Consider the following 23029-nt stretch of genomic DNA (forward strand, 5'->3'; position numbering starts at 1 on the left):
CATTCCTCAAACGGTCTCGATGACTTCGGCGGCATCGAGCGCGGCCGCAAGCCGCTTCTCTTCGCCGTAATATCGTGCCCGCTCCCAGAACCGCGGACGTCCGATTCCGGTCGAGCGGTGCCGCCCGATAATCTTGCCGTTCGCGTCCTCGCCGATCATGTCGTAAAGAAATACGTCCTGCGTGATGATGGTATCGCCTTCCATGCCCATCACCTCGGTGATGTGGGTGATGCGGCGTGAACCGTCGCGAAGGCGCGCGGCCTGCACGATGACGTCGATCGAGGCGCAGATCATTTCGCGGATGGTACGCGAGGGCAGCGAGAAGCCGCCCATCGTGATCATCGATTCGCAGCGCGACAGGGCTTCGCGGGGATTGTTGGCGTGCAGCGTTCCCATCGAGCCGTCGTGGCCGGTGTTCATGGCCTGCAGCAGATCGAACGCTTCTGGTCCACGGACTTCGCCGACTATGATGCGCTCGGGACGCATACGCAGGCAGTTCCGGACCAGTTCGCGCATCGTGATCTGGCCTTCGCCTTCGATGTTGGGCGGGCGGGTTTCCAGCCGCACCACGTGAGGCTGCTGGAGCTGAAGTTCGGCGGCGTCTTCGCAGGTTATGACGCGCTCATCATGTTCGATGAACTGGGTCAGGCAGTTCAACAGCGTGGTCTTGCCGGAGCCGGTGCCGCCCGAGATCAGCACGTTGCAGCGGACGCGACCTATGATCTGCAGGATCTGCGCGCCCTCTGGCGAGATCGCGCCGAACTTGACGAGCTGATCGAGCGTCAGCTTGTCCTTCTTGAACTTACGAATGGTGAGCGCAGGCCCGTCGATCGCCAGCGGCGGAACGATGGCGTTGACGCGGGAGCCGTCGGCGAGGCGAGCGTCGCAGATCGGCGAGGATTCGTCGACGCGCCGGCCGACCTGGCTGACGATGCGCTGGCAGATGTTGAGAAGCTGCTGATTGTCGCGGAAGCGGATGCCGGTCTTCTGGATCTTGCCGGCGACTTCGATGAACACCGTGCCGGCGCCGTTGACCATGATGTCGGCGATGTCGTCGCGCGACAACAGCGGCTCCAGCGGGCCGTAGCCGAGCACGTCGTTGCAGATGTCGTCAAGCAGCTCTTCCTGCTCGGCAATCGACATCACGATGTTCTTGATCGCGATGATTTCGTTGACGATGTCGCGGATTTCTTCGCGCGCCGACTCGCCGTCCAGCTTGGCAAGCTGGGCGAGGTCGATCGCTTCGATCAGGGCACCGAAGATGGTCGCCTTGACCTGATAGTAATTGTCGGACCGCCGCGCCTCCATGGCCGGGGCGGGCGGTGGCGCCTTCATCGGCGCGATTGGAGGCGAAGCGACGGCCGGCGCGGCCATCTCGCGCGCAACGGCCGGCACTGAAGCCGGCTCCGGCGCCTGAATGGCGGGCTTCAGTACCCGCGTATCACTATCATTTCCGCTACGCTTACCGAACACGATGACACTCCACGCGGGCGACCTACTTCTTGGCCCGCAACTTCTCGATCAAGGGCGACAGCAACGAACTCTTGGGCTTTTTGGTCTCGCCGCGGCCGGTAAGCCGCTGCGCGATCTGCAGGAACATTTCGGTGGTGCGATGTGTGGCGGAGATTTCCGCGATCATCTGGCCATTGTTCGCGGCCGAGCCGAACATCTGCGGCTCGAACGGGATAGTGGCGATCGGCTGGCTTTCGATTGCCTTGGCGAATTCGCTGGCGGGGATCTCCGGCCGCTTCGGCACACCGACCTGGTTCAGGCAATAAAGCGGCGCGCGATCGTTTGGCCGCGATGCCTTCAGGAGATCGAAGATGTTCTTCGTGTTGCGTAAATTCGCCAGATCGGGCGCCGCGACGATCAGAATATCGTCGGCTGCAATCAGGGCACGCTTGGTCCATCCCGACCATTGATGGGGAACGTCGAGCACGATGCAGGGCATCGTGGTGCGAAGCGTATCGAAGATCGAATCGAACGCCTCGGCGCCGAAATCGTAGACCCGATCCAGCGTAGCCGGCGCGGCCAGCAGACTGAGGTGGTCGGTGCATTTCGACAGCAGGCGGTCGAGGAACGCGGTATCGACCCGATCGGGCGAGAACACCGCGTCCGCAATGCCCTGCGGCGGGTCCTGGTTGTAGTCGAGGCCGGCGGTGCCGAAGGCGAGGTCGAGGTCGGCGACCACGGAATCCAGCGCCAGATCGCGTGCGATCGCCCAGGCGACGTTATGCGCGACGGTGGAGGCGCCGACGCCACCCTTGGCACCGACGATGGCGATGATGCGGCCAACGGCCTTGGCTTCCGGCGACGAAAACAGGTTGCAGACCGAGCGCACGACGTCGATGGCGCTGACCGGAGCGATGACGTAGTCGCTGACGCCGCGGCGGACCAGTTCGCGATAGAGCATGACATCGTTGATGCGGCCGATCACGATCACGCGGGTCCCGGCGTCGCAAACGGTGGCAAGCTGGTCGAGGCCGGTGAGAATGTCGTTGCGGCCTTCGGTCTCCAGGATGATGACGTTCGGGGTCGGGGCCGAGCGGTAGGCCTCGATGGCAGCGGCCATGCCGCCCATCTGGATCTTGAGATGAGCCTTGCCGAGGCGGCGGTCCTCGCCCGCCGCCTGCACCGCGGCCGCGGTTTCCACCGTATCGCAGAAAGCCTGTACCGACACCCGCGGCGCCGGCGCGATGTGATCCTCGGTCGAGGGCGCCGTGATATGCGGCTGCTGTTCTGAATTCTGACGCTGGTAAGTGATCATTTGCCGGTATCGCTGAGTTTGGCCCTGTCGCTCTCGGGATAGGTGGTCGCGGTGGAAAGGCCCTTGCGATACTTTTCGAAGGCTATACCACGGCGCGGCGCAAAGGCTGGGGTTTCGGGACGCGGCTGCGCGAGGTCGGATGGGTTATCGACCATCGCCGCCAGGTTGCGCTGGTTGGAGCAGCCGAAATTGTAGTACTGCTTGTTGTCGAAATAGCCCTTGTTGTTGATCGACGGTCCGAGATCCTCCGGCCACAGCCCGCACGGCCCGGCCACCGCCGAGATCTTCGGATAGTTGAGGCGGATCGCGGCCATATGCCTGGGATCTTCCGGGTGATACTGACGGACATTGATCGCGCGCGGCGGCACGCCGGCAGCGGCAAAGGTCGCCCGGATCTCGCGCAAGGAATCCTCGGCCGCCCGCGCGTTCGGGGTATTGACGGGCACGTCGACGCTGATGACGCCGGTGCCTTCGCGAAGCCAGTCCTGGGCTAGGCCCATGACGTCGGCGCGCTGAGAGGCGGACAAGCCGCCGCGCCCGCGACCGACGAAAACGACGATCGAGCGGTCGGCTTCCTGGACCGCGATCGGATGGCGCTGGCGGTAATCGTCGGGCACGCCGGCCGTCGTCACGGGATCGACGACGGTATGCTTGCAGGCGCCGAGCGCCACGGAAACACCGATCAGCGCTGCGGTCAGGCGGAGCGCGCGCTTGCGATCGGCGGGTTTTGTGCTCTGTGCTGTCATCGTCCCGCCTCAGTCCGTAATAAAGCCGTAGGTGCCGCGATAATTCCGCGCCTTCTCGACGCGGCCCGGAACGCCGTAGATGCGATTGATGCTGCCGAGCAGGTCGGCCTGCGGATCCGACGCGCTGGCAAAGCCGTCATCGGGACGCGACAGGTCTTTCTGCGCAACTGCACGCACCACATAGGGCGTGACCAGAACCATCAATTCAGTCTGGCTGTTGACGAAGTCGCGGCTGCGAAACAGCGTGCCGAGAACCGGCAGTTGCGCCAGACCCGGCAGACCGTTGATCGCCTGCTTGGTCTGTTCCTGGATCAGGCCGGCCATCGCCATCGCGCCGCCGGAGGGAATTTCCAGCGTGGTCTCGGCGCGGCGGGTCTTGATCGAGGGAATCGTTGTGCCGCCGGCACCGCCCTGCAAAGCGTTTTCGGTCGAGACTTCCGACACTTCGGTCATCACCCGAAGGCTGATCCGTCCCTCCGTCAGCACGACCGGCGTGAAGTTGAGGGAGATGCCGAATTTCTTGAAGCTGACTGTCTGGACGCAGTTTCCGAGGCCACCGCCCGCTGTGGTTTGGCAGGTCACCCCGGTCGGAATTGGAAATTCGCCGCCGGAGACAAATGTTGCGGACTCGCCGGAAATGGCTGTGAGGTTTGGCTCGGCAAGGGTCCGCACCACGCCGGCGCTTTCCATCGCGCGCAGCGTCGCCTGCACGGATGGCGTCGCGCCGAAAGCCCCGGTAAGGGCATTGCCGGGGACGAGCGGCGCACTGTTTGCGGTGAACGGGTTGTTATTCTTGAAGCTAACAACGGATGTGCCGTAGGTCAGGTTGGCGCTGAGATCGATGCCCATCTGCTTGATGATCGAGCGCTGGACTTCAGCAAGCGTGACTTTCAGCATCACCTGGTCGCGGCCGCGAACTGCGATCGAATTGACGACCTTTTCGGCGCCGCCCACCAGACGGGCGGCAATGTCGGCGGCCTGCTGCGCTTCGATCGGGCTTGCCGCGGTGCCGCTCAGCACCACGCCGTCACCGATGCCTTCGATCAGGATCTCCGAATTCGGCAGCGACTGCTTCAGCGCCGCGCGCACGCCGTTGAGGTCGCGCTTGACCGCGATGTCATAGGCCGCGATCTGTGCACCGGTGGAATCGAAGAAAACGATATTGGTCTGGCCGACGGCGGCGCCGATGATATAGGCGCGCTGGGTCGAACGCACCACCGCGTTGGCGACCTTCGGATCGGCAACCAGCACGTCCTTGATCTCGCGCGGCAGGTCGATCACGAAGGATTTGCCGATCCCGAGCGAAACGAAGCGCGCGTTCATCTGACCATCGGCGACGGGCGGGGGCGCAACGCGATAGTCGCTCGCCACCACCGGCGTCAGCGCCGGATTGAGCGTGAGTGCAGCCACGGCCGAAAACGACAGGGCGCGGACGATGAACGTTCGCATCATCGGCTGAACTTCCCTGCACTTCATATCGTGCGTCCTTTCGGTCACTTCTGCATCGTCTGCTGGCTGGCAACGCCGTAACGAATGACGTTGAGGTTTTCGCCGCGCTTGAATTGTTCGTCCGGCTTCTCGACCGCGTTGACGTCGGCGATGCTGCGCAGCGCCAGCGTCAGCGTGCCGTTCTGGCGCGACCGCGCCAGCGTCTCGGCCTGGTCGGGCTTCAGTTCGAGGGTAACCGTCTTGCCGACCAGCGCGCTGGTGCCTTCTTTTTCCTTCGGTGCCTGGTCGATAGCGAGAACGCGGACATTGCTGAGGATGATCTCCGAATTGGAGATATCCGGGCCGCTGCCGTCCGGGTTCTTCACGCGCTTGGTAAGAATCACGTCGACGCGGTCGTTCGGCAGGATGAAGCCGCCGGCGCCGGTTTCCGGCGAAATTTCGGTGGAAATGGCCCGGAAGCCTGCGGGCAGAATCGCCGCCATGAAGCCGGAGCCGTCGGCCCTCACCAGCTTCTGCTCGCGAATTGGCTCACCCGCGATGAACGGCGCGCGCGCGATCGAGCTGGTGATCTCCTTGACGGCGTCGGCCCTGCTGGCGCGGCTTATGAAGTTGCTGCTGGCGGTCGAGGCCGGCCAGGTCTGCCATTGCAGATCGTCCGACTTGACCGACTGGCCGAGGCCGATATCCGATTTGGCGACGAGAATATCGACGGTCTGCATCTGCGCGACGGGCTGGGCCGGCGCAGGCTTGTCGCCGGACCCGCTGGCGAGATATGCGGCAATGCCGCCGGCGCCGATAGCGATGGCCAGGACCACAATGCGTGCGGTATTCATTACGCTTCACTTTCCACATTACGCTGCGACGCTTCCGTCGCCGTGATGGGAGTTGACCAGCTATTCGTCAAAGCATGGTTAATGAGGCGTGTGTAAATTGCCTTAACGGAAAGTTAGCGGCGTTGGATCAGCGCATGGCGAGGTGCGCGAGGTCGATCGCCTTGATCCATGCGGTCTCCGGATAGACGGTCAGCGCGCCGAGGGCGAGCGCGATGCCGTAGGGGATTCCGCTTTGCTTGTCGTGCAGCCGGTCCAGCCAGACCTGTCTCGAAAGCGGGTAGGGCAGCGGCCACTGCCGGAACTGCAGCAGCAACAGCGTCAGTGCCCCGCCGAACAGCGACGCGTAGACCAGAAAATTCAGAAGCTGGTCGAAACCCAACCAGAGCGCCACGCTGGCCGCGACCTTGGCATCGCCGCCGCCGACCCACCCCATCGCGAAGCAGGCAAAAGCCACCACCAGAACGGCGGCGCCGGCGCCGAAATGCATGAGCATGTCGTGCAGGCCCATGCCGCCCAGCACCGCGAGCAGCACAAAGCCGGCGATCAGCGCCAGCGACACCCGGTTCGAAATCGTCATCGTGAACAGGTCGCTCGCGGCTGCGAACGCCATCAGAGCCGGAAACAGCAGGAGGCGGGCAATATCGAGAATCATGAATTTTCACACACCCTGCGGTTAGCCCGGGGTCCAGGCTCTGGCCGAGCCTAGCCACGAGAAATGAACAATCGGGAAACGCCGGAATGTCGCGGCTCGTGCCACATCCGGCGGCTTGCTAGATCCAGCGCACGCCTGCCAAAACGAATAAAGGCCCCGGCTTGCCGGGGCCTTTTGACGCTTGCTCGCAACCGTCGCTTATTTCAGGTCGGTCGAGATCGTACTGAAGGCCGTGCTCAGCTTGGTGCCGATGCCGTTGACGATGCCGATGATTGCGACCGAGATGCCGGCAGCGATCAGACCGTATTCGATGGCGGTGGCGCCGGACTCATCCTTCACGAAACGCAAAACGAGATTCTTCATAGATGATAGCTCCTGTGTAGACACGTGGCTGGTCGGACTTAAGTTTGGTCTGGCCGGCGTTCTCAGCACCGTGACCATGGCGTCACCCTAGGGTGCGACAATTTCGGCGCAGTTAATTCGACCGTGCAAAAATGCCTGGAACTTGCAGTTCTTGAGCACAGTAAACACTGCATTAAGGCGCTCGATAAAATGCAAGCTGCGACTGCGGGGTCGTTCGTCGCGATCGCGCAGTGTCGAGCGACTCCTTTGATTCACGGCCCCTTAAGCGCGAGCGGATACCCCTTGTGGTCCCCGATCGAACGAGGCCGTCATGTCCGGTTTGCCAATGGAAGTCAGCGAGGTGATAGACGAGACGATGGCGAACGTCGTTCCGGTCACGATCGCGCTCGCCCTCGTGTTTACGGCACTCTCGCATTTCTGGGCCTGCAATCCCGCCAAGCTTCGGTGGCGCAAGCGCGAGTTCATCACCGCCATCTGTTACTGGTTCTTCGAGCCGGTGTTTTGCGGGCTGATGGCATGAATACAATTATTGCAGCCGCTTCCAATGCGAAGCCCGCCATCCTCGGCCAGGTACCTGCATGGCTATGGGTCGGCATCGGTGTCTACGCGCTGCTATTGAGCAATGGCGGCATGCTCCTGAACGATTCCGATACCTACTGGCAGATCACCGTGGGTCAGTGGATCCTCGATCACCACGCCTTGCCGCGCACCGACATCTATTCCTTCACCAAGGCCGGAGAGCCATGGACATCGTCGTCCTGGCTGGCGCAGGTACTCTATGCGGTAAGCTACAATCTGGCGGGCTGGATCGGGCCGGTGGTTCTCGCCTCGACCTGCATCGCCGTGACATTCGCCTTGTTCACTCATATTCTCAGCCGCCGTGTTCCCGCAACCTATGCGTTCGCCGTCGCGATGATGGCGCTGGCGCTTTCGATGGGGCATTTTCTGGCGCGGCCGCATGTGCTGGCCCTGCCGATCATGCTTGCGTGGGCGAACGGGCTGATGTCGGCGAGCGAGCGCGGCCAGGCGCCGTCGCCATGGCTGCTCTCGTTGATCGCGTTGTGGGCGAACCTGCACGGCGGATTCGTGTTTGGCCTGGTGCTGGTCGGCGCGTTCGCGCTCGATGCACTGTGGAATGCCGATCGGGCGCAGCAAAAGCCATTGGTGCTGCGCTGGGCGGCGTTCGGCATCGGCGCGTTGGCGGCCTGCTGCGCCACGCCCTACGGCTGGGGATCGATCCTCGCCGCACGCAAGATTCTCGATCTCGGCGAACTCCTGCATCTGATCTATGAATGGACGCCGGCGGACTTCAGCAAGTTCGGCGAGTTCGAGATGGCGATCCTCACGCTGATCGCCGGCGCGCTTTACGGCGGCGTCAAACTGTCGCCGCCGCGGATCGCGCTGGTGCTGGGCCTTTTGCACATGGCGCTGTCGCATGTCAGGAATTTCGAGATCTTCGCATTGCTGCTGCCGATCGTGGTGCTCGCGCCGGTGGCGTCGCAGTTCGCGCTGCGGCCGGCTTGGCACGCCCGCGTCCCGATGGCTGTGATGGCGGCAGTAATGGTCCTGCTCGGCGGCTCGACATGGCTGCTCGCGGCCAACGCCACGTTTGCACCGCGCGAAAGCCAGTCGCCTTCCGCGGCCGTCGATGCGCTGAAGGCGCATAATCCGAAGCGGGTTCTCAACGACCTTCCGTTCGGCGGCTATCTGATCTGGCGGCAGATTCCCGTATTCGTCGACGGACGCGCCGAACTCTACGGCGAAGCGTTCGAGATGGCCTATTACCGTGCGCTCAAGCTCAAGGACGTCAACCAGTTTCTCGACATTCTCAAGAAATGGGACATCGACGCCGTGCTGCTGACGCCGTCTACGCCTGCGGTCGGCCTGCTCGATCATATTGGCGGCTGGCGGCGCGCCTACGCCGATGAGAATGCGGTGCTGCACCTTCGCACGGCCAACTGATCCGGCCGATCTTTTGGGGACTCCAACTGGCGGGCGAGCGGGGATTCTGCTACGCGGGCCGGATGAACCTGCCGATCGAAGTCGTCGAGATGCTGGGCCAGACGATGGCCAAGGTGGTGCCGGTCACGATCGCGCTGGCGCTATTGTTCTCGATGCTTTCGCATTTCTGGGCCTGCAATCCCGGTAAGCCCTGGTGGCGCAAGCGCGAACTCGTCACCGACATCTGCTACTGGTTCCTGGTGCCGCTGTTCGCGCGCGTGTTCCGCATCGCCCTGTTGGTGCTCGGCGCCGCGCTGGTGTTCGGAATTCGCGACGCCGACGAGCTGATCGCCTTCTACGACAACGGCCACGGCCCGTTGTCGAGGCTGCCGTTGTGGCTGCAGGCGATCCTGTTTCTGGTCGCAACCGACTTCATGATGTACTGGCTGCACCGCATGTTTCATGGCGGCGGGTTCTGGAAATACCACGCCATTCACCATTCGTCGGAGGATGTCGACTGGATCTCGGCGGCGCGCTTTCACCCCGTCAACCTGCTGCTAGGTACCATCGGGGTCGACGTCGCGCTGCTGATGGCCGGCATTTCGCCGGGCGTGATGCTCTGGCTCGGCCCGTTCAACATCTTCCTTTCGGCGTTCGTTCACGCCAACCTCAACTGGACCCTCGGACCGTTCAAATACGTCGTGGCGACGCCGGTGTTTCACCGTTGGCACCACACCGCGCGCGAAGAAGGCGGCGACAGCAATTTCGCGGGCACCTTTCCGCTCTGGGACATCCTGTTCGGGACCTTCCGGATGCCATCGGATCGCCTGCCGGAGCAGTACGGCGTGGACGATCAGCCCTCGTTCCCGCGGGAGATCATTGGGCAACTGGCTTACCCATTCCGCAAATAGGCGGGTCGCGGATTTCTTGCCCCATTGCGGGGCCTATTTGCCCTTTGTTCATGAATTGTCGTCAGATTCAGTGTGTCGGGCGCCGGTTCCGCTGCGTATCGCCATTGCCGGCTTGTTGATGCCCCGGGGTAAAGTATGTCGTTCAAGCGTATTCGCGCGCGCGCGCATTTTGGATCGTCTCTCGCTGCAGGCCTCCTGCTGTGGCCCGCCGTCTGCCTGGCAGCGCCCGATCCCGACCGAATCGCCGTCTATGTCGACCAGGCAAAGCTCGTGAAGCTTCCGGCCAAGGTCTCCACCATCGTGGTCGGAAACCCGCTGATTGCGGACGTGACGCTGCAGAGCGGCGGCATCGTCGTCGTCACCGGCAAGGGCTACGGCGCGACCAATTTCATCGCCATGGACCGCAACGGCGAGGTATTGGTGGACCGCCAGATCCAGGTCGAAGGCCCGACCGATCAGCTTGTCACCGTCTACCGCGGCGTCGAGCGCGAGTCCTATAGCTGCATGCCGATCTGCCAGCGCCGGGTTACGCTGGGCGACGGCGAAACCTACTTCAAATCGGCGATCGACCAGGCCGGTTCTCTCAGCGGCCAAGCCAGCAGCGCCGGGACCAAATCGGCAAACTGAGCTCTTTCGGTTCTGATTCAATCAGAACCGAAACTCTAGTCGGCGTGTCCGGCACATTATCCTGTCCGCGAATCGACCTCGGCCCGCACGAGGCTCGTTTCGAAGAGAGTTAACGTCCGGTTAGCGGGCCGGGCCGCTCTGCCTCGATTCGACGAAACACTTCCACAATCACTTTCAGGTAGTTCTTGCAGGCGGATAATCGTGCCGTCTGGGGATCTTTCGATGTCATCACCCGCTGCTGCAACAGTCTCTGTCAGAAATGCACTGTACCGATTTCGCCGCAACCGCCGGGGTTCGGCCGCCGTCGAGTTTGCGCTGATTGCGCCGTTGTTCTTCGGCGTGCTGTTCGCGATTCTCGAGACGGCGATTATTTTTTTTGCAGGACAGGTTCTGGACCATGGAATGCAGGAAAGCGCGCGGCTGATGCTCACGCATCAAGCCCAGGACAGCGGCATGGACGAAGCTGCGTTCAAAACGGACCTCTGCAATCGCATCAAGGTGATGTTTAACTGCGACGGCAATCTGGCCAACCTTACTGTGGATCTGAAGGTCTTTCCCCCGGGCACCGCGATCACGATTACCGCTCCGATCGTCGCTGGAAGCCTGACCGGACCTTTCTCGTATTCTCTCCCGGCAGCCGGCTCTCCCAACACCGTCGTCATTCGCGCTTTTTATAAATGGCCGCTGTATGTGACGGGATTCGGCTACGACATCGCAAATCTCAACGGCAGACAGCGGCTGCTCGCTGCGACCGCCGCTTTTCATGTAGAGCCGTGATACGATGATGGTATCCCCGATGCAGAAGGTGTCGCTTCGCGTGCGCGGCTTGTTGGATGATCGCAGCGGCCTCGCCGCGATCGAGTTTGCCATGATCTTTCCGCTGATGGTGGTGATGTTCCTCGGAGTGGTCGAGATTTCGTCGGCCATTGCTGTGGATCGCAAGGCTACCCAGGTGGCGCGAACGCTTTCCGATCTTACCTCTCAGATGAAGAGCGTGGTGAATGCCGATATCATCAGTTTTGGCGAAACGGCAAAGGCGATCATGACACCCTACCCGGCGTCGCCGTTGGTATCCTCGATCACGGAGGTTTACGTCGATAGCGCGACGGGGGTCGCTCGGGTTCAGTGGAGCAAGGGGTTGACGATCGATACAGGAGGCGTTGTCGCGATCGCGTCGACGCCGCCTCATAATCAGGGTGACATTGTGCCGTTGCCTCCAACTCTCGTCGTGGCCAAGGGGACATACGTGATCTGGAGCGAGGTCAGCTACAAGTACACGCCGGCCGTCGGTTATATCCTGGCGAAGGCTGGCAAGACCGTTGAAGATGCCGCCTTCACGCGTCCGCGCCTGGAGCTCTGCGTTAAATATCGAGCATCCGCTTCGGATCCCCTGCCTCTCAACTGCCCGACGCTGTGACGGCAGCAGTCTGCGATAACCTTCGCAACTCGTAGCGTTCACCGCGACCTTCTCCTGGAGGAGGACCGGCGCTGTATTCGTCGGTTGCATTGGTTCAAGCTTCGGTAAGGGCGGGCTCGATCCGGTGCATCGGAAAGCCGCTTCCGTATGGCAGCACTGTTTTAGCGCGGGGATACGTCCAACTCTCCACTGACCGACACAAGGCGCTTCTGCCCAACGCCATCGTGGGGCTTGAGCTGCCCATGATCCGCACCCGCAGGGCCGCGTTAGCGCAAGCGGGAACCGGTTTTCGCTTGGGACAAACGCGAAGCGTTCGTCGGGGGGATCATCCGCCAAGACATTAGATCTTGATCCGATTCAATCCAATCGGATCAAGATCTATCGCGTGCGAGCCACGCGGAATTCCTCGATTTAGCGCCTGCTTGTGCCGGCTACCGAACGGGCAACCGATCTCATCGTAGTCCATCTGGACACCTGCCGCCTTGAGATAGAACCCGAAGAAGGCGCCGGCCTCGTGGGCCATCCGTAATTCTGACCGAATTTTAAGGGCCCACGCGGCCAAACAGTCCATTGGAGGTCTGATGGCCGGCCCAAATCAACCCTTGGCGTCTCCGCGGTCCGTCCAGTGGCCTTGCCGGTCCATGCCATCGACCCGGGCGCAATCACGGTACACCCTTGTGCGCCGATCAATAAAAAGCCCCGGATCGCTCCGGGGCTTTCTGAGGCTCGGTGTTTACTTCACGGCGCCGCCCGCGCCGCCTTCCAGGTCATTGCGTAATATGCGCGGTCTGCAGCGCGTGCTTGAACATGGCGTTCAGCGCCGTGGTGATATCAGTGGGCGTGTTCGCGGTGTAGAAGTAGCCGGGCGACGCGCATTTCTTCAGGCTGGCCGGAATATACTTAATGTTGTTGTTGGCATAGGTGTCTTCGTCGCCGGCAAAGGTCGTGACCACGGGTGAAACCGGTTGATAGGGAATATAGAGCACGGAAACGATGACGCCGCGGCCCTTGAGGGTTTCGCAGGAGGGAACGGTCGCCAGGGTGTTCTGTTTATCAATCGTGGTGGCGCGGTTGCTGCCGTGCCAGCTGCCGTTGGGAACGTCTTTGTATTGGTTGTCTTGTGCGCCGTCGGTGACGAGGAAGACGTAAGGCTGCGGGGTGGTCGGGGTGCTGCCGTCGCCGACGGTGCCGGTACCGCCGGAGATGAGGTTATTGACCGAAGTAAGCGCGGTATCGATATGCGTGCCGCCGGAGCCAAGGTTTGAATTCATATTGGTATCAAGCAGCGTGGCCAAGTTTGCGGCCGCATAGTTGATGGTCGAGGAATTGGTGGGAGAGCCGTTGATGCTGCTGGTCAGCGGAAAATAGGCATAAAGTTTTTGAATGAACGGGTAGAGGCCGATCCGGAACTGGTTGGCAACCTTCATCTCGGCGTTCGCGGTTTTGAACAATTCGTTCACGGCGTAGCCGACCGCGTCGAGGCGCAACTGGATGCAGTCGTCGGTGCCATCTTTCGGGCAGGATGAAACCGCCGGCACGCTGTACGGCAGGCTCTTAGAGTTGCCGGTAATCAGCGAATTCGGCGAGCCGGGGGTAACCGTCGTATTCAGGTCGGGAAGCATCGCTATCGGCAAGCCAGGAACCTGCTTCTTTACGGAACTGGTCGAAGCCTGGTTGATGAGGTTCTTGAGCGCGGTCTGGCTGAGACGCGAATACACGTAGCCCATGCAATAATTGTTCGTATTGTATTGCTGTGTATACGAAGTGGTACTGGTGGGGGGATTGGCAGGCGGAGCGGTAGGGGCAGTAACGGGGGGATCGACGCACGCGCTCTTTTGCGGCGCAAAATGGCAGGCAAGGGTACAGCTGATGCCGGTGCTGTTGCGGTATTGGACCCAGTTATCCGGGTTGATCGCGCCCAACCGCTTCTGCTCGTCGCTCGTCGACGGCAAGCCCATCGAGCCCGAGACGTCCAGCGTCAAATAAAAATCGAGGTACGGCGGCAGCGCGGCGGCTGAGCTCGAAAGGCCCGTTACCGTCAGTTTCTGAAACCCAAGCACCTTCATGAAGGTCACCGGCACCTCGGCAGTGAACTGGACGCTGGCAGTCAGCTTGATTCCGGTCTTCGTAACGGAGCTGGTGCGAACCAGGTTTTGGTAGCCCGTGATCCCGCTCATGTTGGCGTCAAAGACATTATTGGCATCGGTAACGCCGGCGGTTACCGAGCCGTTGCCAGACATCACCGAAGCCGCGAGGAAGCCAGGCGACTTCTGCGCAAGCGCGGCAATGCTCGCGGCATCTGCCGCGGATTGCAGTTTTGCCTTCATTCTGGTCGCGAGCGAGTAATCCACCGCAGAACCAACGGCCGATATCAGGGGGATCGCCGCGATCCCGAAAATTATCGCGATATTGCCGCGTTGATCGCGACGGAAACGGGAAAGACACTGCTTAAGACGAAATGGCACGACAACGCCCCTTGGCTATCCAAAAGCGCGTGATCGTAGCCTTGGCCTCCCTAAGTGCCCCTTAATTTGATTGGCGAAAAACAGGCCGATCTCGGATGTGACCGATTTCAGCAACCGTGGTTACGATCTCTTTACTACGTGCGCTCCACTACGTGGGCTCCGTGAAGGCGCCACGGCTGTGCGTTCTTCGTCGACTCGCTAAATCGCTCGCATCGACCCAATAAGAAAGGCCGCGCATCAGCGCGGCCTTTCTATATTTCGAACGGGATTTCTTGGCCGAGGCCCGAAGAAATCCCTTATCCGGCGGCGCGCAGATTGTCGGCCGAAGATTTGCCAGAGCGGCGATCTGCCACGATTTCGTAGGAGATCTTCTGGCCTTCACGCAACGTTCCGAGGCCGGCACGTTCGACAGCGCTGATGTGCACGAACACGTCATTGCCGCCGTCATCCGGCTGGATGAAGCCATAGCCCTTGGTTGCGTTAAACCACTTCACGGTTCCCATGCTCACGGGGGTAGTCCCTTCTCAGATATACAAGTCGTAGCCCACCCTTCGATGGGCTGGTGAGATCGAATTTTTGGAAGGGTCGTCAGCGTCTAAACCGGCTGTACCGGTGGATAGCTAATGTCGTCCGGCCGAAAATCGATGGCTAATATTATTCGATAGTAGTGGTCAAAACAATCCTGACGTGCACGATTTTTTGATTCGGCCGGCCAGCCGGCCGCGACCGCGCACGATATGGGCGTATCGGGCGCGATTTCGGCAGGCGTTAATGGCGCGTTTACCGGCGGCGGAACTGGCCGCCGCGCGGCGGCCCGCTACGCGGGGCTCCGGTACTTGGACGCTCGTCCTTGTGACGGAAGATCAGGCGTCCTTTCTCCAGATCGTAAGGTGACATTTCGATCGTTACCCGATCGCCTGCGAGCGTCTTGATCCGGTTCTTCTTCATCTTGCCCGCGGTATAGGCAACAATCTCGTGTCCGGCATCGAGCTGCACGCGATAGCGCGCGTCGGGGAGGATTTCGGTCACCAGTCCTTCGAACTGGATCAGCTCTTCTTTAGCCATGGTGGTCTCCAGGTCGATCGAGGCTAGCGCTGCGGTCGGTGGCTACGGTTCGGTTGATTATTCGGACGGCTCTCGCGATGCAAGAAGGCGACGCCTTGAATGCCTTCGCTTTGGCCGGCCTGGCTCTTGCCGCCCTGCTGCGCCGGACGCGGCTGCTCGTGCCGGTTCGGCTGCGGCGGCGCATTATTACCACCACCGCGGCGGCGTCGGCGAGGGCCTTTTGAAGCCTGTACGCCGTCATTGGAACGGACCGTATGGGCGCGCGGCGCCGACCGTCCGCCCCGGTGCTGGGCGGGGTGCTGCGAGGCTGCCGGCGCGGCGTCCCGGCTGCCCGGCGTGCGGCGGTCTTCCCGCGGCAGTGCAATGCGAATCAGCCGCTCGATGTCGCGCAGATAGCCCATTTCCTCGGCGCCAGCGATCAGCGAGATCGCGATGCCCTCGGCGCCGGCGCGGGCCGTGCGGCCGATGCGGTGGACATAGGTTTCGGGAACGTTGGGCAGGTCGTAATTCACGACATGGCTGATGCCGTCGACGTCGATGCCGCGGGCGGCAATATCGGTCGCGACCAAGGTGCGGATCTCGCCGGTGCGGAACGCCGCCAGCACGCGCTCGCGGTGGTTCTGCGACTTGTTGCCGTGGATGGCGTTGGCGTTGATGCCGGCCTTGGCCAGCACCTTCACCACCTTGTCGGCGCCGTGCTTGGTGCGGGTAAAGACCAGCGCACGGTCGACCGGTTCCTGCTTCAGAAGCTGGGCCAGCACCGCCGGTTTGGCGACGAAATCGACCTGGATGATGCGCTGGGTGATGCGGTCGGCAGTTGCGGCCACCGGCGTCACCGCCACGCGGGCGGGGTCGCGCAGCATGGATTCGGCGAGTTCGGCGATGTCCTTCGGCATGGTGGCCGAGAAGAACAGCGTCTGACGCTTGATCGGCAGCTTGGCGACGACTTTGCGGATGTCGTTGATGAAGCCCATGTCGAGCATGCGGTCGGCTTCGTCGAGCACGAGGAACTCGACCTGGTTAAGCTTCAGTCCGTTGCTCTGGACGAGGTCGAGCAGGCGCCCGGGGGTTGCGACCATGACTTCGACGCCCTGCATCACCGAGCGGACCTGGCGGCCCATCGGCACGCCGCCGATCGCCAGCGCCGAGGTCAGGCGGATGTGGCGGCCGTAGGCGTTGAAACTGTCGAGGATCTGGCCGGACAATTCACGGGTCGGCGACAGCACCAGCACGCGGCAGCTCTTCGGCTGCGGCCGGACCCGGTTCTCCAGGATGCGGTGCAGGATCGGCAGCGCAAACGCTGCAGTCTTGCCGGTGCCGGTCTGGGCGATGCCGACCACGTCACGGCCGGTCAATGCGAGGGGAATGGTCTGGGCCTGGATTGGCGTGGGCGTGTGGTAATTTTCTTCCTTGAGCGCACGCGAGATGGGATCGGCGAGGCCGAAATCCTGAAAGGAGGTCAAAAGAGGGTTCTTTCCATTAAAAAAGGCAGGCGCCCGGCGATGTCAGCCAGGAGCGCGCGAGTGTGTCTGAGACACCCGCGTGTTTGGGGCGTCGGTTTTGCTAGCTGAAGGGGGCAAGCCAGAAACCGCAAAACGGGATCAGAACACGCGGCTCGCAAGGACCTGATGATTCTCTAGGTCACGAGGATCATATGGAGCACCAGCACGGCGCTTTCAAGGCGAATTCCGCGCCTGTCGTCCACGCGGTTAAGGAAACTGATCGTCCAGGCCAGCCGCGACGCCCGTTAGAAATCCAAACGATCAAAATTCGTGCAAGAAATTTAGCCAAATTGCGGCTTTTGCACAAAAAATAGATAGTTTGCCGCGAAAGCATACATTTACGCCGTCTAAAAAATAAGCAGACTTGCTGCCGCTCCTTTCCGCGCACTCGGGATTCCCAAGCAGTTAGATGGGCTTACTCCGTTTTCTGCCAATGGCATGGTTCTTGCGATTCCGTCAACGCAGGCGGCCGTGGGGCCGTTCGCAGCGTTTAACGCGTCTGCGTCAGGGAGATGACACCTCATGCTTACTCAATTGACTCACGATATAACGACGATGAGCCGCCGTCGCTGGCTGGCGGCGACCGCCGGCCTGGTTTTGGGTCTGGCCGCATTTTCAAACGCCAAGGCGCAGGAGACCATCAAGGTCGGCGTCCTGCACTCGCTTTCCGGCACCATGGCCATCAGCGAAACCACGCTGAAGGACACCATCCTCTTCCTGATCGACGAGCAGAACAAGAAGGGCGGCGTGCTCGGCAAGAAGCTCGAAGCCGTCGTCGTCGACCCCGCCTCGAACTGGCCGCTGTTCGCCGAAAAGGCCCGCGAGCTGATCACCAAGGACAAGGTCTCGGTCGTATTCGGCTGCTGGACCTCGGTGTCGCGCAAGTCCGTGCTGCCGGTGTTCAAGGAGCTGAACTCGATCCTGTTCTACCCCGTGCAGTACGAGGGTGAGGAGAGCGAGCGCAACGTGTTCTACACGGGTGCGGCGCCGAACCAGCAGGCGATCCCCGCGGTTGATTACCTGATGAAGGACGAAAAGGTGAAGCGCTGGGTGCTGGCCGGCACCGACTATGTCTATCCGCGCACCACCAACAAGATCCTCGAAGCCTACTTGAAGTCGAAGGGCGTCAAGCAGGAAGACATCATGATCAACTACACGCCGTTCGGCCATAGCGACTGGCAGACGATCGTGGCCGACATCAAGAAGTTCGGCTCGGCCGGCAAAAAGACCGCCGTGGTTTCCACCATCAATGGCGACGCCAACGTTCCCTTCTACAAGGAACTCGGCAACCAGGGCATCAAGGCGACCGACATTCCGGTTGTCGCGTTCTCGGTCGGTGAGGAAGAACTCGCCGGCATCGACACCAAGCCGCTGCTCGGCCATCTCGCCGCCTGGAACTACTTCCAGTCGATCAAGGATCCGGGCAACGAGAAGTTCATCAAGGCCTGGCAGGCCTACACCAAGAATCCGAAGCGCGTGACCAACGATCCGATGGAAGCGCACGTCATCGGCTTCGAAATGTGGGTCAAGGCGGTCGAGAAGGTGAAGTCGACCGATCCGGACAAGGTGATCGACGCGCTGCCCGGCATCGAAGCCAAGAACCTGACCGGCGGCACCTCCAAGATGCTTCCGAACCATCACATCACCAAGCCGGTGTTCATTGGCGAAATCAAAGCCAACGGCCAGTTCGACGTGGTGTGGAAGACCCCGGGTCTTGTCGCCGGTGACGCCTGGTCGAAGGAGCTCGAGGGCTCCAAGGACCTGATCGGCGACTGGGTCGGCAAGAAGTGCGGCAACTACAACACCAAGACCAACAAGTGCGGCGGTCAGGGCTCCTGATCTCTGTCTGAGTTGCAATAAACCCTCCAAGAGAATTACCAAGAGAGACCGGAGAAGGCGGCGGTGCCGCCGCCTTCTCCCCACTCCTGCCGGGGTCGTATTGTGTCTGCCTATTTCTTTCACCGTTTTCGCGCGGTTTTGCTCGCACTCCTTTTGGCCGTAGCGTTCGCGATGCCGGCGCTGGCGGGGCCGTTCGAGGACGCGGTCGCCAAATTCGCCAATGACGATTTTTCCGATACCGACGAGGCGATCGGCGCGGTCGCGACATCGGGCAATCCGCTGGCCTTTCCCATCATCAGCGCGCTGCAGGACGGCCGGCTGTCGGCCGATCCTGACACCAAGAAGGTTTTCGTGACCGGGAGCGACGGCAAGATCATCGATGCCGCCACTGGAGCCGCCGTCGACAAGCTGCCCGACAATGCCGCTGCCGTCCGTCTCAACAATCGCCTGCGCCGCGCCGTGGAGGCCGCCCTCGGCGGCCTGACGCTGTTGTCGCCCGATCCCGCCAAGCGCATCGCGGCCGCGCAATCGGTCTTCAAGAGCCACGAGGAGAGCGCGCTTGCCGTGATCGATGGCGCGCTGGCGAAGGAAACTAACAAGGCCGCCAAGACGGCGTTCGCCGAGGCCCGCGCCGCGATCCTGCTTTACAAGGCCGATGCCACCGAGGTCGAAAAGCTCGAAGCCGTCGCCGTCGTCAAGGCGAAGGGCGACCAGGAGGCGATGGCGCTTCTGACCGGGCTCGGCAGCGACCTGCCGCCCAACGTCGCGCGTACGGCGGCCAGCGCGATCGCCTCGATCCAGAGCAATCTGGCGATGTGGTCGATGGTGCAAAACGCCTGGTATGGCCTGTCGCTGGGCTCGGTGCTGCTGCTCGCGGCGATTGGCCTTGCGATCACCTTCGGCGTCATGGGCGTCATCAACATGGCCCATGGCGAGATGGTGATGATCGGCGCCTATACCACCTTCGTGGTGCAGGAAGTCATCCGCACCCGCTATCCCGGCCTGTTCGACTACTCGCTGTTGATCGCGGTGCCGCTGGCCTTCCTCGTCGCCGGCGCCATTGGCGTCCTGATCGAACGCGGCATCATCCGCTTCCTCTATGGCCGCCCGCTGGAAACGCTGCTGGCGACCTGGGGCCTGTCGCTGGTGCTGCAGCAGGCCGTGCGCACCATGTTCGGTCCTACCAACCGCGAGGTCGGCAATCCCACCTGGATGAGCGGCGCGTTCGAGCTTGGCCAGATCACCATCACCTATAACCGGCTCTGGATCCTCTGCTTCACGCTGGCGGTCTTCGTCATCCTGCTCGCCATGCTGCGCTACACGGCGCTCGGGCTCGAGATGCGCGCGGTCACTCAAAATCGACGCATGGCGGCCTCAATGGGGATTGCCACCTCGCGGGTCGATGCACTGACCTTTGGTCTCGGCTCGGGCATTGCCGGGATCGCCGGCGTCGCGCTGTCGCAGATCGACAATGTCAGCCCCAACCTCGGCCAGAGCTACATCATCGACAGCTTCATGGTGGTCGTGTTCGGCGGCGTCGGCAATTTGTGGGGCACGCTGGTCGGCGCGTTCACGCTCGGCATCGCCAACAAGTTCCTGGAGCCGGTGGCGGGCGCCGTGCTCGGCAAGATCGCCATTCTGGTGCTGATCATCCTGTTTATCCAGAAACGGCCGCGTGGCCTGTTCGCGCTCAAGGGCCGGGCGGTGGAAGCATGACGGCACACGTCCTGACGCGTTCGCTGGATCGCAGCGCCACCATCTTCCTCGTCGTCGTCGCCGGGCTCGGCGTACTGATCCCGCTGTCCAACCTGCTGCTGCCGGCCGGTTCGGCGCTACAGGTGCCGACCTATCTGGTCGCGCTGTTCGGCAAATACGCCTGCTACGCCATTCTCGCGCTCTCAATCGATCTGATCTGGGGCTATTGCGGCATTCTCTCGCTCGGCCACGGCGCGTTCTTCGCGCTCGGCGGCTACGCCATGGGCATGTACCTGATGCGCCAGATCGGCAGCCGCGGCGTCTACGGCAACCCGATCCTGCCCGATTTCATGGTGTTCCTGAACTATCCAAGCCTGCCATGGTACTGGTACGGCTTCGACATGTTCTGGTTCGCGGCGTTGATGGTGCTGGTCGTGCCGGGCCTGCTGGCGTTCTGCTTCGGTTGGCTGGCCTTCCGCTCCCGCGTCACCGGCGTCTATCTCTCCATCATCACCCAGGCGATGACCTACGCGTTGTTGCTGGCGTTCTTCCGCAACGATTTCGGCTTCGGCGGTAACAACGGTCTGACCGACTTCAAGGACATCCTCGGCTTCAACGTGCAGGCCGACGGCACCCGTGCGGCGTTGTTCGCACTGAGTTGCCTCGCGCTGATCCTGGCCTTCCTGGTCTGCCGGGCGGTGGTAACCTCGAAACTCGGCAAGGTCTTGATCGCGATCCGCGACGCCGAGTCCCGCACGCGGTTCCTCGGCTACCGCGTCGAATCCTACAAGCTGTTCGTGTTCACGCTTTCGGCCTGCATGGCCGGCGTCGCCGGGGCACTCTACGTACCGCAGGTCGGCATCATCAACCCATCTGAATTCGCGCCGGGCAATTCCATCGAGGCGGTAATCTGGGTTGCCGTCGGCGGCCGTGGCACGCTGGTGGGCGCCGCGCTCGGCGCGGTCGTCGTCAATTACGCCAAGACCTATTTCACGTCGGGCCCGCTGGCACCGTACTGGCTGTTCATGCTGGGCGCGTTGTTCATCCTGGTGACGCTGCTGCTGCCGAAGGGAATTGTCGGCACCTTCTCTGCTTGGCGGGAGTCCCGGAAAGAAACGGACAGGGCTAATGCTGAAAGCGCGGCGCGCGAAGACGGCGTCGGCGAACCGAACCCGGCGGAGTGAGCGCATGAGTGTCATGGAGGGAAGGACCACTTCCGCGCTGCTCTATCTCGACGGCGTGCACGTCTCGTTCGATGGCTTTCACGCCATCAACAATCTGTCGCTGACGCTCGAGCCCGGCGAGATGCGCGCCATCATCGGCCCGAACGGCGCCGGCAAGACCACGATGATGGACATCATCACCGGCAAGACCAAGCCCGACGAGGGCACGGTGCTGTTCGATGGCATCACCGACCTGACGCGGCTCGACGAAACCCGTATCGCCGAACTCGGCATCGGCCGCAAATTCCAGAAGCCGACGGTGTTCGAGAGCCAGACGATCGAGGACAATCTCTTGCTGGCGCTCAATGTCGATCACAGCGTCAAGGGCACGCTGTTCTGGCGCGAAAGCAAGCCTGAATCCGAGCGGATCGAGCGCGTGCTGGAAACCATTCGGCTCACGGATGCGCGCAATAGACTGGCAGGCAGCCTGTCGCACGGCCAGAAGCAGTGGCTCGAGATCGGCATGCTGCTGGCGCAGGATCCAAAACTGCTGCTGGTCGACGAGCCGGTCGCCGGCATGACCGACGTCGAGACGCATCAGACCGCGGAGCTCTTGAAGGAGATCAACAAGGAAAAGACGGTCATGGTCGTCGAGCACGACATGACCTTCGTCCGCGAACTCGGCGTCAAGGTCACCTGCCTGCACGAAGGCACGGTGCTGGCGGAAGGGACCATCGATCAGGTCTCGTCGAACGAGCGGGTGATCGAGGTGTATTTAGGAAGATAGGCTAATGGCGGGTAGCGAATAGCGAATGGAATACTTCTTCTAACTATTCGCTACTCGCCATTCGCTATTCGCGAAAGGCTGACGATGCTGGTCGTGAAAGACATCAATCTCTACTACGGCGCAGCCCAGGCCCTGCGCGGCGTCTCGCTGTCCGCCGAACCCGGCAAGGTCACCTGCGTGCTCGGCCGCAACGGCGTCGGCAAGACGTCGCTGCTGCGCGCGATGGTCGGCCAATACCCGATCGCGGGCGGATCGATCACGCTCGATGGAAACGACATCACCGGCCTCAAGCCTTACGAGCGCGCACGGCGCGGCATCGGTTTCGTGCCGCAGGGCCGCGAGATTTTTCCGCTGCTCACAGTCGAGGAAAATCTCAAGACCGGTTTTGGCCCGCTCAAGCGCGATGACCGCCATATCCCCGACGACGTGTTCTCGCTGTTTCCGGTGCTGAACACGATGCTGGGCCGGCGCGGCGGCGATCTCTCCGGCGGCCAGCAGCAGCAACTTGCGATCGGCCGCGCGCTGGTGATGCGGCCAAAATTGTTGCTGCTGGACGAGCCGACCGAAGGCATCCAGCCCTCGATCATCAAGGATATCGGCCGCGCCATCTCCTATTTGCGCAGCCTCGGCAACATCGCGATCGTACTGGTCGAGCAATATCTCGACTTTGCCTGCGAGCTCGGCGACAATTTTGCGGTCATGGACCGCGGCGCGGTGAAATATGCCTGCGATCGCGCCAACCTCGATCCCGCCGAGATCAGCCGCCAGATGGCGTTGTAAGGCCGTATCGATCGTTGCGTTTGGGGG

The 23029-nt window shown here is 61.9% G+C and carries 23 protein-coding genes; 11 read left to right on the forward strand and 12 right to left on the reverse strand.

Features of this window, described 5'->3' with window-relative positions; translation table 11 throughout:
- Window positions 1-6: 6 nt before the first annotated feature.
- The 7 genes from V1288_RS15260 to V1288_RS15290 form a co-directional block, all read right to left on the reverse strand.
- Complete coding sequence (locus tag V1288_RS15260; RefSeq protein WP_334357825.1) at window positions 7-1473, reverse strand: CpaF family protein; 1467 nt, start codon at window positions 1471-1473, stop codon at window positions 7-9.
- 22 nt (window positions 1474-1495) lie between these two features.
- Window positions 1496-2767 (reverse strand): AAA family ATPase, encoded by a 1272-nt coding sequence (locus tag V1288_RS15265; RefSeq protein ID WP_334357826.1) that lies wholly within the window; start codon window positions 2765-2767, stop codon window positions 1496-1498.
- Complete coding sequence (locus tag V1288_RS15270) at window positions 2764-3513, reverse strand: CpaD family pilus assembly protein (protein ID WP_334357827.1); 750 nt, start codon at window positions 3511-3513, stop codon at window positions 2764-2766. The genes V1288_RS15265 and V1288_RS15270 overlap by 4 nt, the downstream gene beginning before the upstream one ends.
- 9 nt (window positions 3514-3522) lie before the next feature.
- Window positions 3523-4989, reverse strand: coding sequence for a type II and III secretion system protein family protein (locus V1288_RS15275; protein WP_334357828.1), 1467 nt, complete (start codon window positions 4987-4989; stop codon window positions 3523-3525).
- Window positions 4990-5006: 17 nt separating this feature from the next.
- Window positions 5007-5795 (reverse strand): Flp pilus assembly protein CpaB, encoded by a 789-nt coding sequence (gene cpaB / locus V1288_RS15280; protein ID WP_334357829.1) that lies wholly within the window; start codon window positions 5793-5795, stop codon window positions 5007-5009.
- A 127-nt stretch (window positions 5796-5922) separates the two neighbouring features.
- Window positions 5923-6447: an A24 family peptidase gene (locus V1288_RS15285; RefSeq protein WP_334357830.1), complete on the reverse strand. Its 525-nt coding sequence runs from the start codon at window positions 6445-6447 to the stop codon at window positions 5923-5925.
- 198 nt (window positions 6448-6645) lie between these two features.
- Window positions 6646-6810, reverse strand: coding sequence for a Flp family type IVb pilin (locus V1288_RS15290; protein ID WP_334357831.1), 165 nt, complete (start codon window positions 6808-6810; stop codon window positions 6646-6648).
- A gap of 310 nt (window positions 6811-7120) precedes the next feature.
- Here V1288_RS15290 and V1288_RS15295 point away from each other — a divergent pair, with 310 nt between their 5' ends.
- The 6 genes from V1288_RS15295 (at window position 7121) to V1288_RS15320 (ending at window position 11706) form a co-directional block, all read left to right on the forward strand.
- Window positions 7121-7330 carry a hypothetical protein gene (locus V1288_RS15295; RefSeq protein WP_334357832.1) on the forward strand — a complete coding sequence of 70 codons (210 nt, stop codon included), beginning with the start codon at window positions 7121-7123 and terminating at the stop codon, window positions 7328-7330.
- On the forward strand, window positions 7327-8772 hold the full coding sequence (locus tag V1288_RS15300) for a hypothetical protein (protein ID WP_334357833.1): 1446 nt from the start codon (window positions 7327-7329) through the stop codon (window positions 8770-8772). The genes V1288_RS15295 and V1288_RS15300 overlap by 4 nt, the downstream gene beginning before the upstream one ends.
- Before the next feature lie 62 nt (window positions 8773-8834).
- Window positions 8835-9662: a sterol desaturase family protein gene (locus V1288_RS15305; protein ID WP_334357834.1), complete on the forward strand. Its 828-nt coding sequence runs from the start codon at window positions 8835-8837 to the stop codon at window positions 9660-9662.
- A 135-nt stretch (window positions 9663-9797) separates the two neighbouring features.
- Window positions 9798-10289 (forward strand): pilus assembly protein N-terminal domain-containing protein, encoded by a 492-nt coding sequence (locus tag V1288_RS15310; RefSeq protein WP_334357835.1) that lies wholly within the window; start codon window positions 9798-9800, stop codon window positions 10287-10289.
- A gap of 222 nt (window positions 10290-10511) precedes the next feature.
- A complete protein-coding gene (locus tag V1288_RS15315; RefSeq protein ID WP_334357836.1) occupies window positions 10512-11066 on the forward strand; it encodes a TadE/TadG family type IV pilus assembly protein in 555 nt (184 codons plus the stop codon).
- Window positions 11067-11085: 19 nt separating this feature from the next.
- Window positions 11086-11706, forward strand: a complete 621-nt coding sequence (locus V1288_RS15320; RefSeq protein WP_334357837.1) for a TadE/TadG family type IV pilus assembly protein — start codon at window positions 11086-11088, stop codon at window positions 11704-11706.
- A gap of 340 nt (window positions 11707-12046) precedes the next feature.
- Here the strand turns inward: V1288_RS15320 and V1288_RS15325 are convergent, their stop codons facing one another.
- From V1288_RS15325 to V1288_RS15345, 5 genes are all read right to left on the reverse strand, one after another.
- On the reverse strand, window positions 12047-12229 hold the full coding sequence (locus V1288_RS15325) for a hypothetical protein (RefSeq protein ID WP_334357838.1): 183 nt from the start codon (window positions 12227-12229) through the stop codon (window positions 12047-12049).
- A 244-nt stretch (window positions 12230-12473) separates the two neighbouring features.
- The gene (locus V1288_RS15330; RefSeq protein ID WP_334357839.1) at window positions 12474-14171 is read right to left on the reverse strand and encodes a pilus assembly protein TadG-related protein; all 1698 of its coding nucleotides are present in this window, start codon (window positions 14169-14171) and stop codon (window positions 12474-12476) included.
- A 296-nt stretch (window positions 14172-14467) separates the two neighbouring features.
- Window positions 14468-14680 (reverse strand): cold-shock protein, encoded by a 213-nt coding sequence (locus V1288_RS15335; protein WP_002714433.1) that lies wholly within the window; start codon window positions 14678-14680, stop codon window positions 14468-14470.
- A gap of 271 nt (window positions 14681-14951) precedes the next feature.
- Window positions 14952-15236: a translation initiation factor IF-1 gene (gene infA / locus V1288_RS15340; protein WP_057853167.1), complete on the reverse strand. Its 285-nt coding sequence runs from the start codon at window positions 15234-15236 to the stop codon at window positions 14952-14954.
- A gap of 23 nt (window positions 15237-15259) precedes the next feature.
- A complete protein-coding gene (locus V1288_RS15345; protein ID WP_334357840.1) occupies window positions 15260-16699 on the reverse strand; it encodes a DEAD/DEAH box helicase in 1440 nt (479 codons plus the stop codon).
- Window positions 16700-17293: 594 nt separating this feature from the next.
- Between V1288_RS15345 and urtA the strand changes: the two genes are divergently transcribed.
- The 5 genes from urtA (at window position 17294) to urtE (ending at window position 23002) form a co-directional block, all read left to right on the forward strand.
- Window positions 17294-18577, forward strand: coding sequence for an urea ABC transporter substrate-binding protein (urtA, locus tag V1288_RS15350; protein ID WP_334357841.1), 1284 nt, complete (start codon window positions 17294-17296; stop codon window positions 18575-18577).
- A 171-nt stretch (window positions 18578-18748) separates the two neighbouring features.
- On the forward strand, window positions 18749-20293 hold the full coding sequence (gene urtB, locus V1288_RS15355; protein ID WP_334361311.1) for an urea ABC transporter permease subunit UrtB: 1545 nt from the start codon (window positions 18749-18751) through the stop codon (window positions 20291-20293).
- Complete coding sequence (urtC, locus tag V1288_RS15360; RefSeq protein WP_334357842.1) at window positions 20290-21456, forward strand: urea ABC transporter permease subunit UrtC; 1167 nt, start codon at window positions 20290-20292, stop codon at window positions 21454-21456. Before urtB ends, urtC begins: the two co-directional genes overlap by 4 nt.
- A gap of 4 nt (window positions 21457-21460) precedes the next feature.
- On the forward strand, window positions 21461-22222 hold the full coding sequence (gene urtD / locus V1288_RS15365; RefSeq protein WP_334357843.1) for an urea ABC transporter ATP-binding protein UrtD: 762 nt from the start codon (window positions 21461-21463) through the stop codon (window positions 22220-22222).
- Window positions 22223-22306: 84 nt separating this feature from the next.
- Window positions 22307-23002, forward strand: a complete 696-nt coding sequence (gene urtE, locus V1288_RS15370; protein ID WP_334357844.1) for an urea ABC transporter ATP-binding subunit UrtE — start codon at window positions 22307-22309, stop codon at window positions 23000-23002.
- The last annotated feature ends 27 nt before the right edge of the window (window positions 23003-23029 follow it).

The organism is Bradyrhizobium sp. AZCC 2176 (assembly GCF_036924645.1).
Taxonomy (GTDB): Bacteria; Pseudomonadota; Alphaproteobacteria; order Rhizobiales; family Xanthobacteraceae; genus Bradyrhizobium.

Excerpts from the sequence above, each read along its gene's own strand:
- V1288_RS15265 (WP_334357826.1), bottom strand. The coding sequence starts at position 2,767 with ATGATCACTTACCAGCGTCAGAATTCAGAACAGCAGCCGCATATCACG.
- V1288_RS15270 (WP_334357827.1), bottom strand. The coding sequence starts at position 3,513 with ATGACAGCACAGAGCACAAAACCCGCCGATCGCAAGCGCGCGCTCCGC.
- V1288_RS15275 (WP_334357828.1), bottom strand. The coding sequence starts at position 4,989 with ATGAAGTGCAGGGAAGTTCAGCCGATGATGCGAACGTTCATCGTCCGC.
- cpaB (WP_334357829.1), bottom strand. The coding sequence starts at position 5,795 with ATGAATACCGCACGCATTGTGGTCCTGGCCATCGCTATCGGCGCCGGC.
- V1288_RS15285 (WP_334357830.1), bottom strand. The coding sequence starts at position 6,447 with ATGATTCTCGATATTGCCCGCCTCCTGCTGTTTCCGGCTCTGATGGCG.
- V1288_RS15290 (WP_334357831.1), bottom strand. The coding sequence starts at position 6,810 with ATGAAGAATCTCGTTTTGCGTTTCGTGAAGGATGAGTCCGGCGCCACC.
- V1288_RS15295 (WP_334357832.1), top strand. The coding sequence starts at position 7,121 with ATGTCCGGTTTGCCAATGGAAGTCAGCGAGGTGATAGACGAGACGATG.
- V1288_RS15300 (WP_334357833.1), top strand. The coding sequence starts at position 7,327 with ATGAATACAATTATTGCAGCCGCTTCCAATGCGAAGCCCGCCATCCTC.
- V1288_RS15305 (WP_334357834.1), top strand. The coding sequence starts at position 8,835 with ATGAACCTGCCGATCGAAGTCGTCGAGATGCTGGGCCAGACGATGGCC.
- V1288_RS15310 (WP_334357835.1), top strand. The coding sequence starts at position 9,798 with ATGTCGTTCAAGCGTATTCGCGCGCGCGCGCATTTTGGATCGTCTCTC.
- V1288_RS15315 (WP_334357836.1), top strand. The coding sequence starts at position 10,512 with ATGTCATCACCCGCTGCTGCAACAGTCTCTGTCAGAAATGCACTGTAC.
- V1288_RS15320 (WP_334357837.1), top strand. The coding sequence starts at position 11,086 with ATGCAGAAGGTGTCGCTTCGCGTGCGCGGCTTGTTGGATGATCGCAGC.
- V1288_RS15325 (WP_334357838.1), bottom strand. The coding sequence starts at position 12,229 with ATGGCCCACGAGGCCGGCGCCTTCTTCGGGTTCTATCTCAAGGCGGCA.
- infA (WP_057853167.1), bottom strand. The coding sequence starts at position 15,236 with ATGGCTAAAGAAGAGCTGATCCAGTTCGAAGGACTGGTGACCGAAATC.
- urtA (WP_334357841.1), top strand. The coding sequence starts at position 17,294 with ATGAGCCGCCGTCGCTGGCTGGCGGCGACCGCCGGCCTGGTTTTGGGT.
- urtB (WP_334361311.1), top strand. The coding sequence starts at position 18,749 with ATGCCGGCGCTGGCGGGGCCGTTCGAGGACGCGGTCGCCAAATTCGCC.
- urtC (WP_334357842.1), top strand. The coding sequence starts at position 20,290 with ATGACGGCACACGTCCTGACGCGTTCGCTGGATCGCAGCGCCACCATC.
- urtD (WP_334357843.1), top strand. The coding sequence starts at position 21,461 with ATGAGTGTCATGGAGGGAAGGACCACTTCCGCGCTGCTCTATCTCGAC.
- urtE (WP_334357844.1), top strand. The coding sequence starts at position 22,307 with ATGCTGGTCGTGAAAGACATCAATCTCTACTACGGCGCAGCCCAGGCC.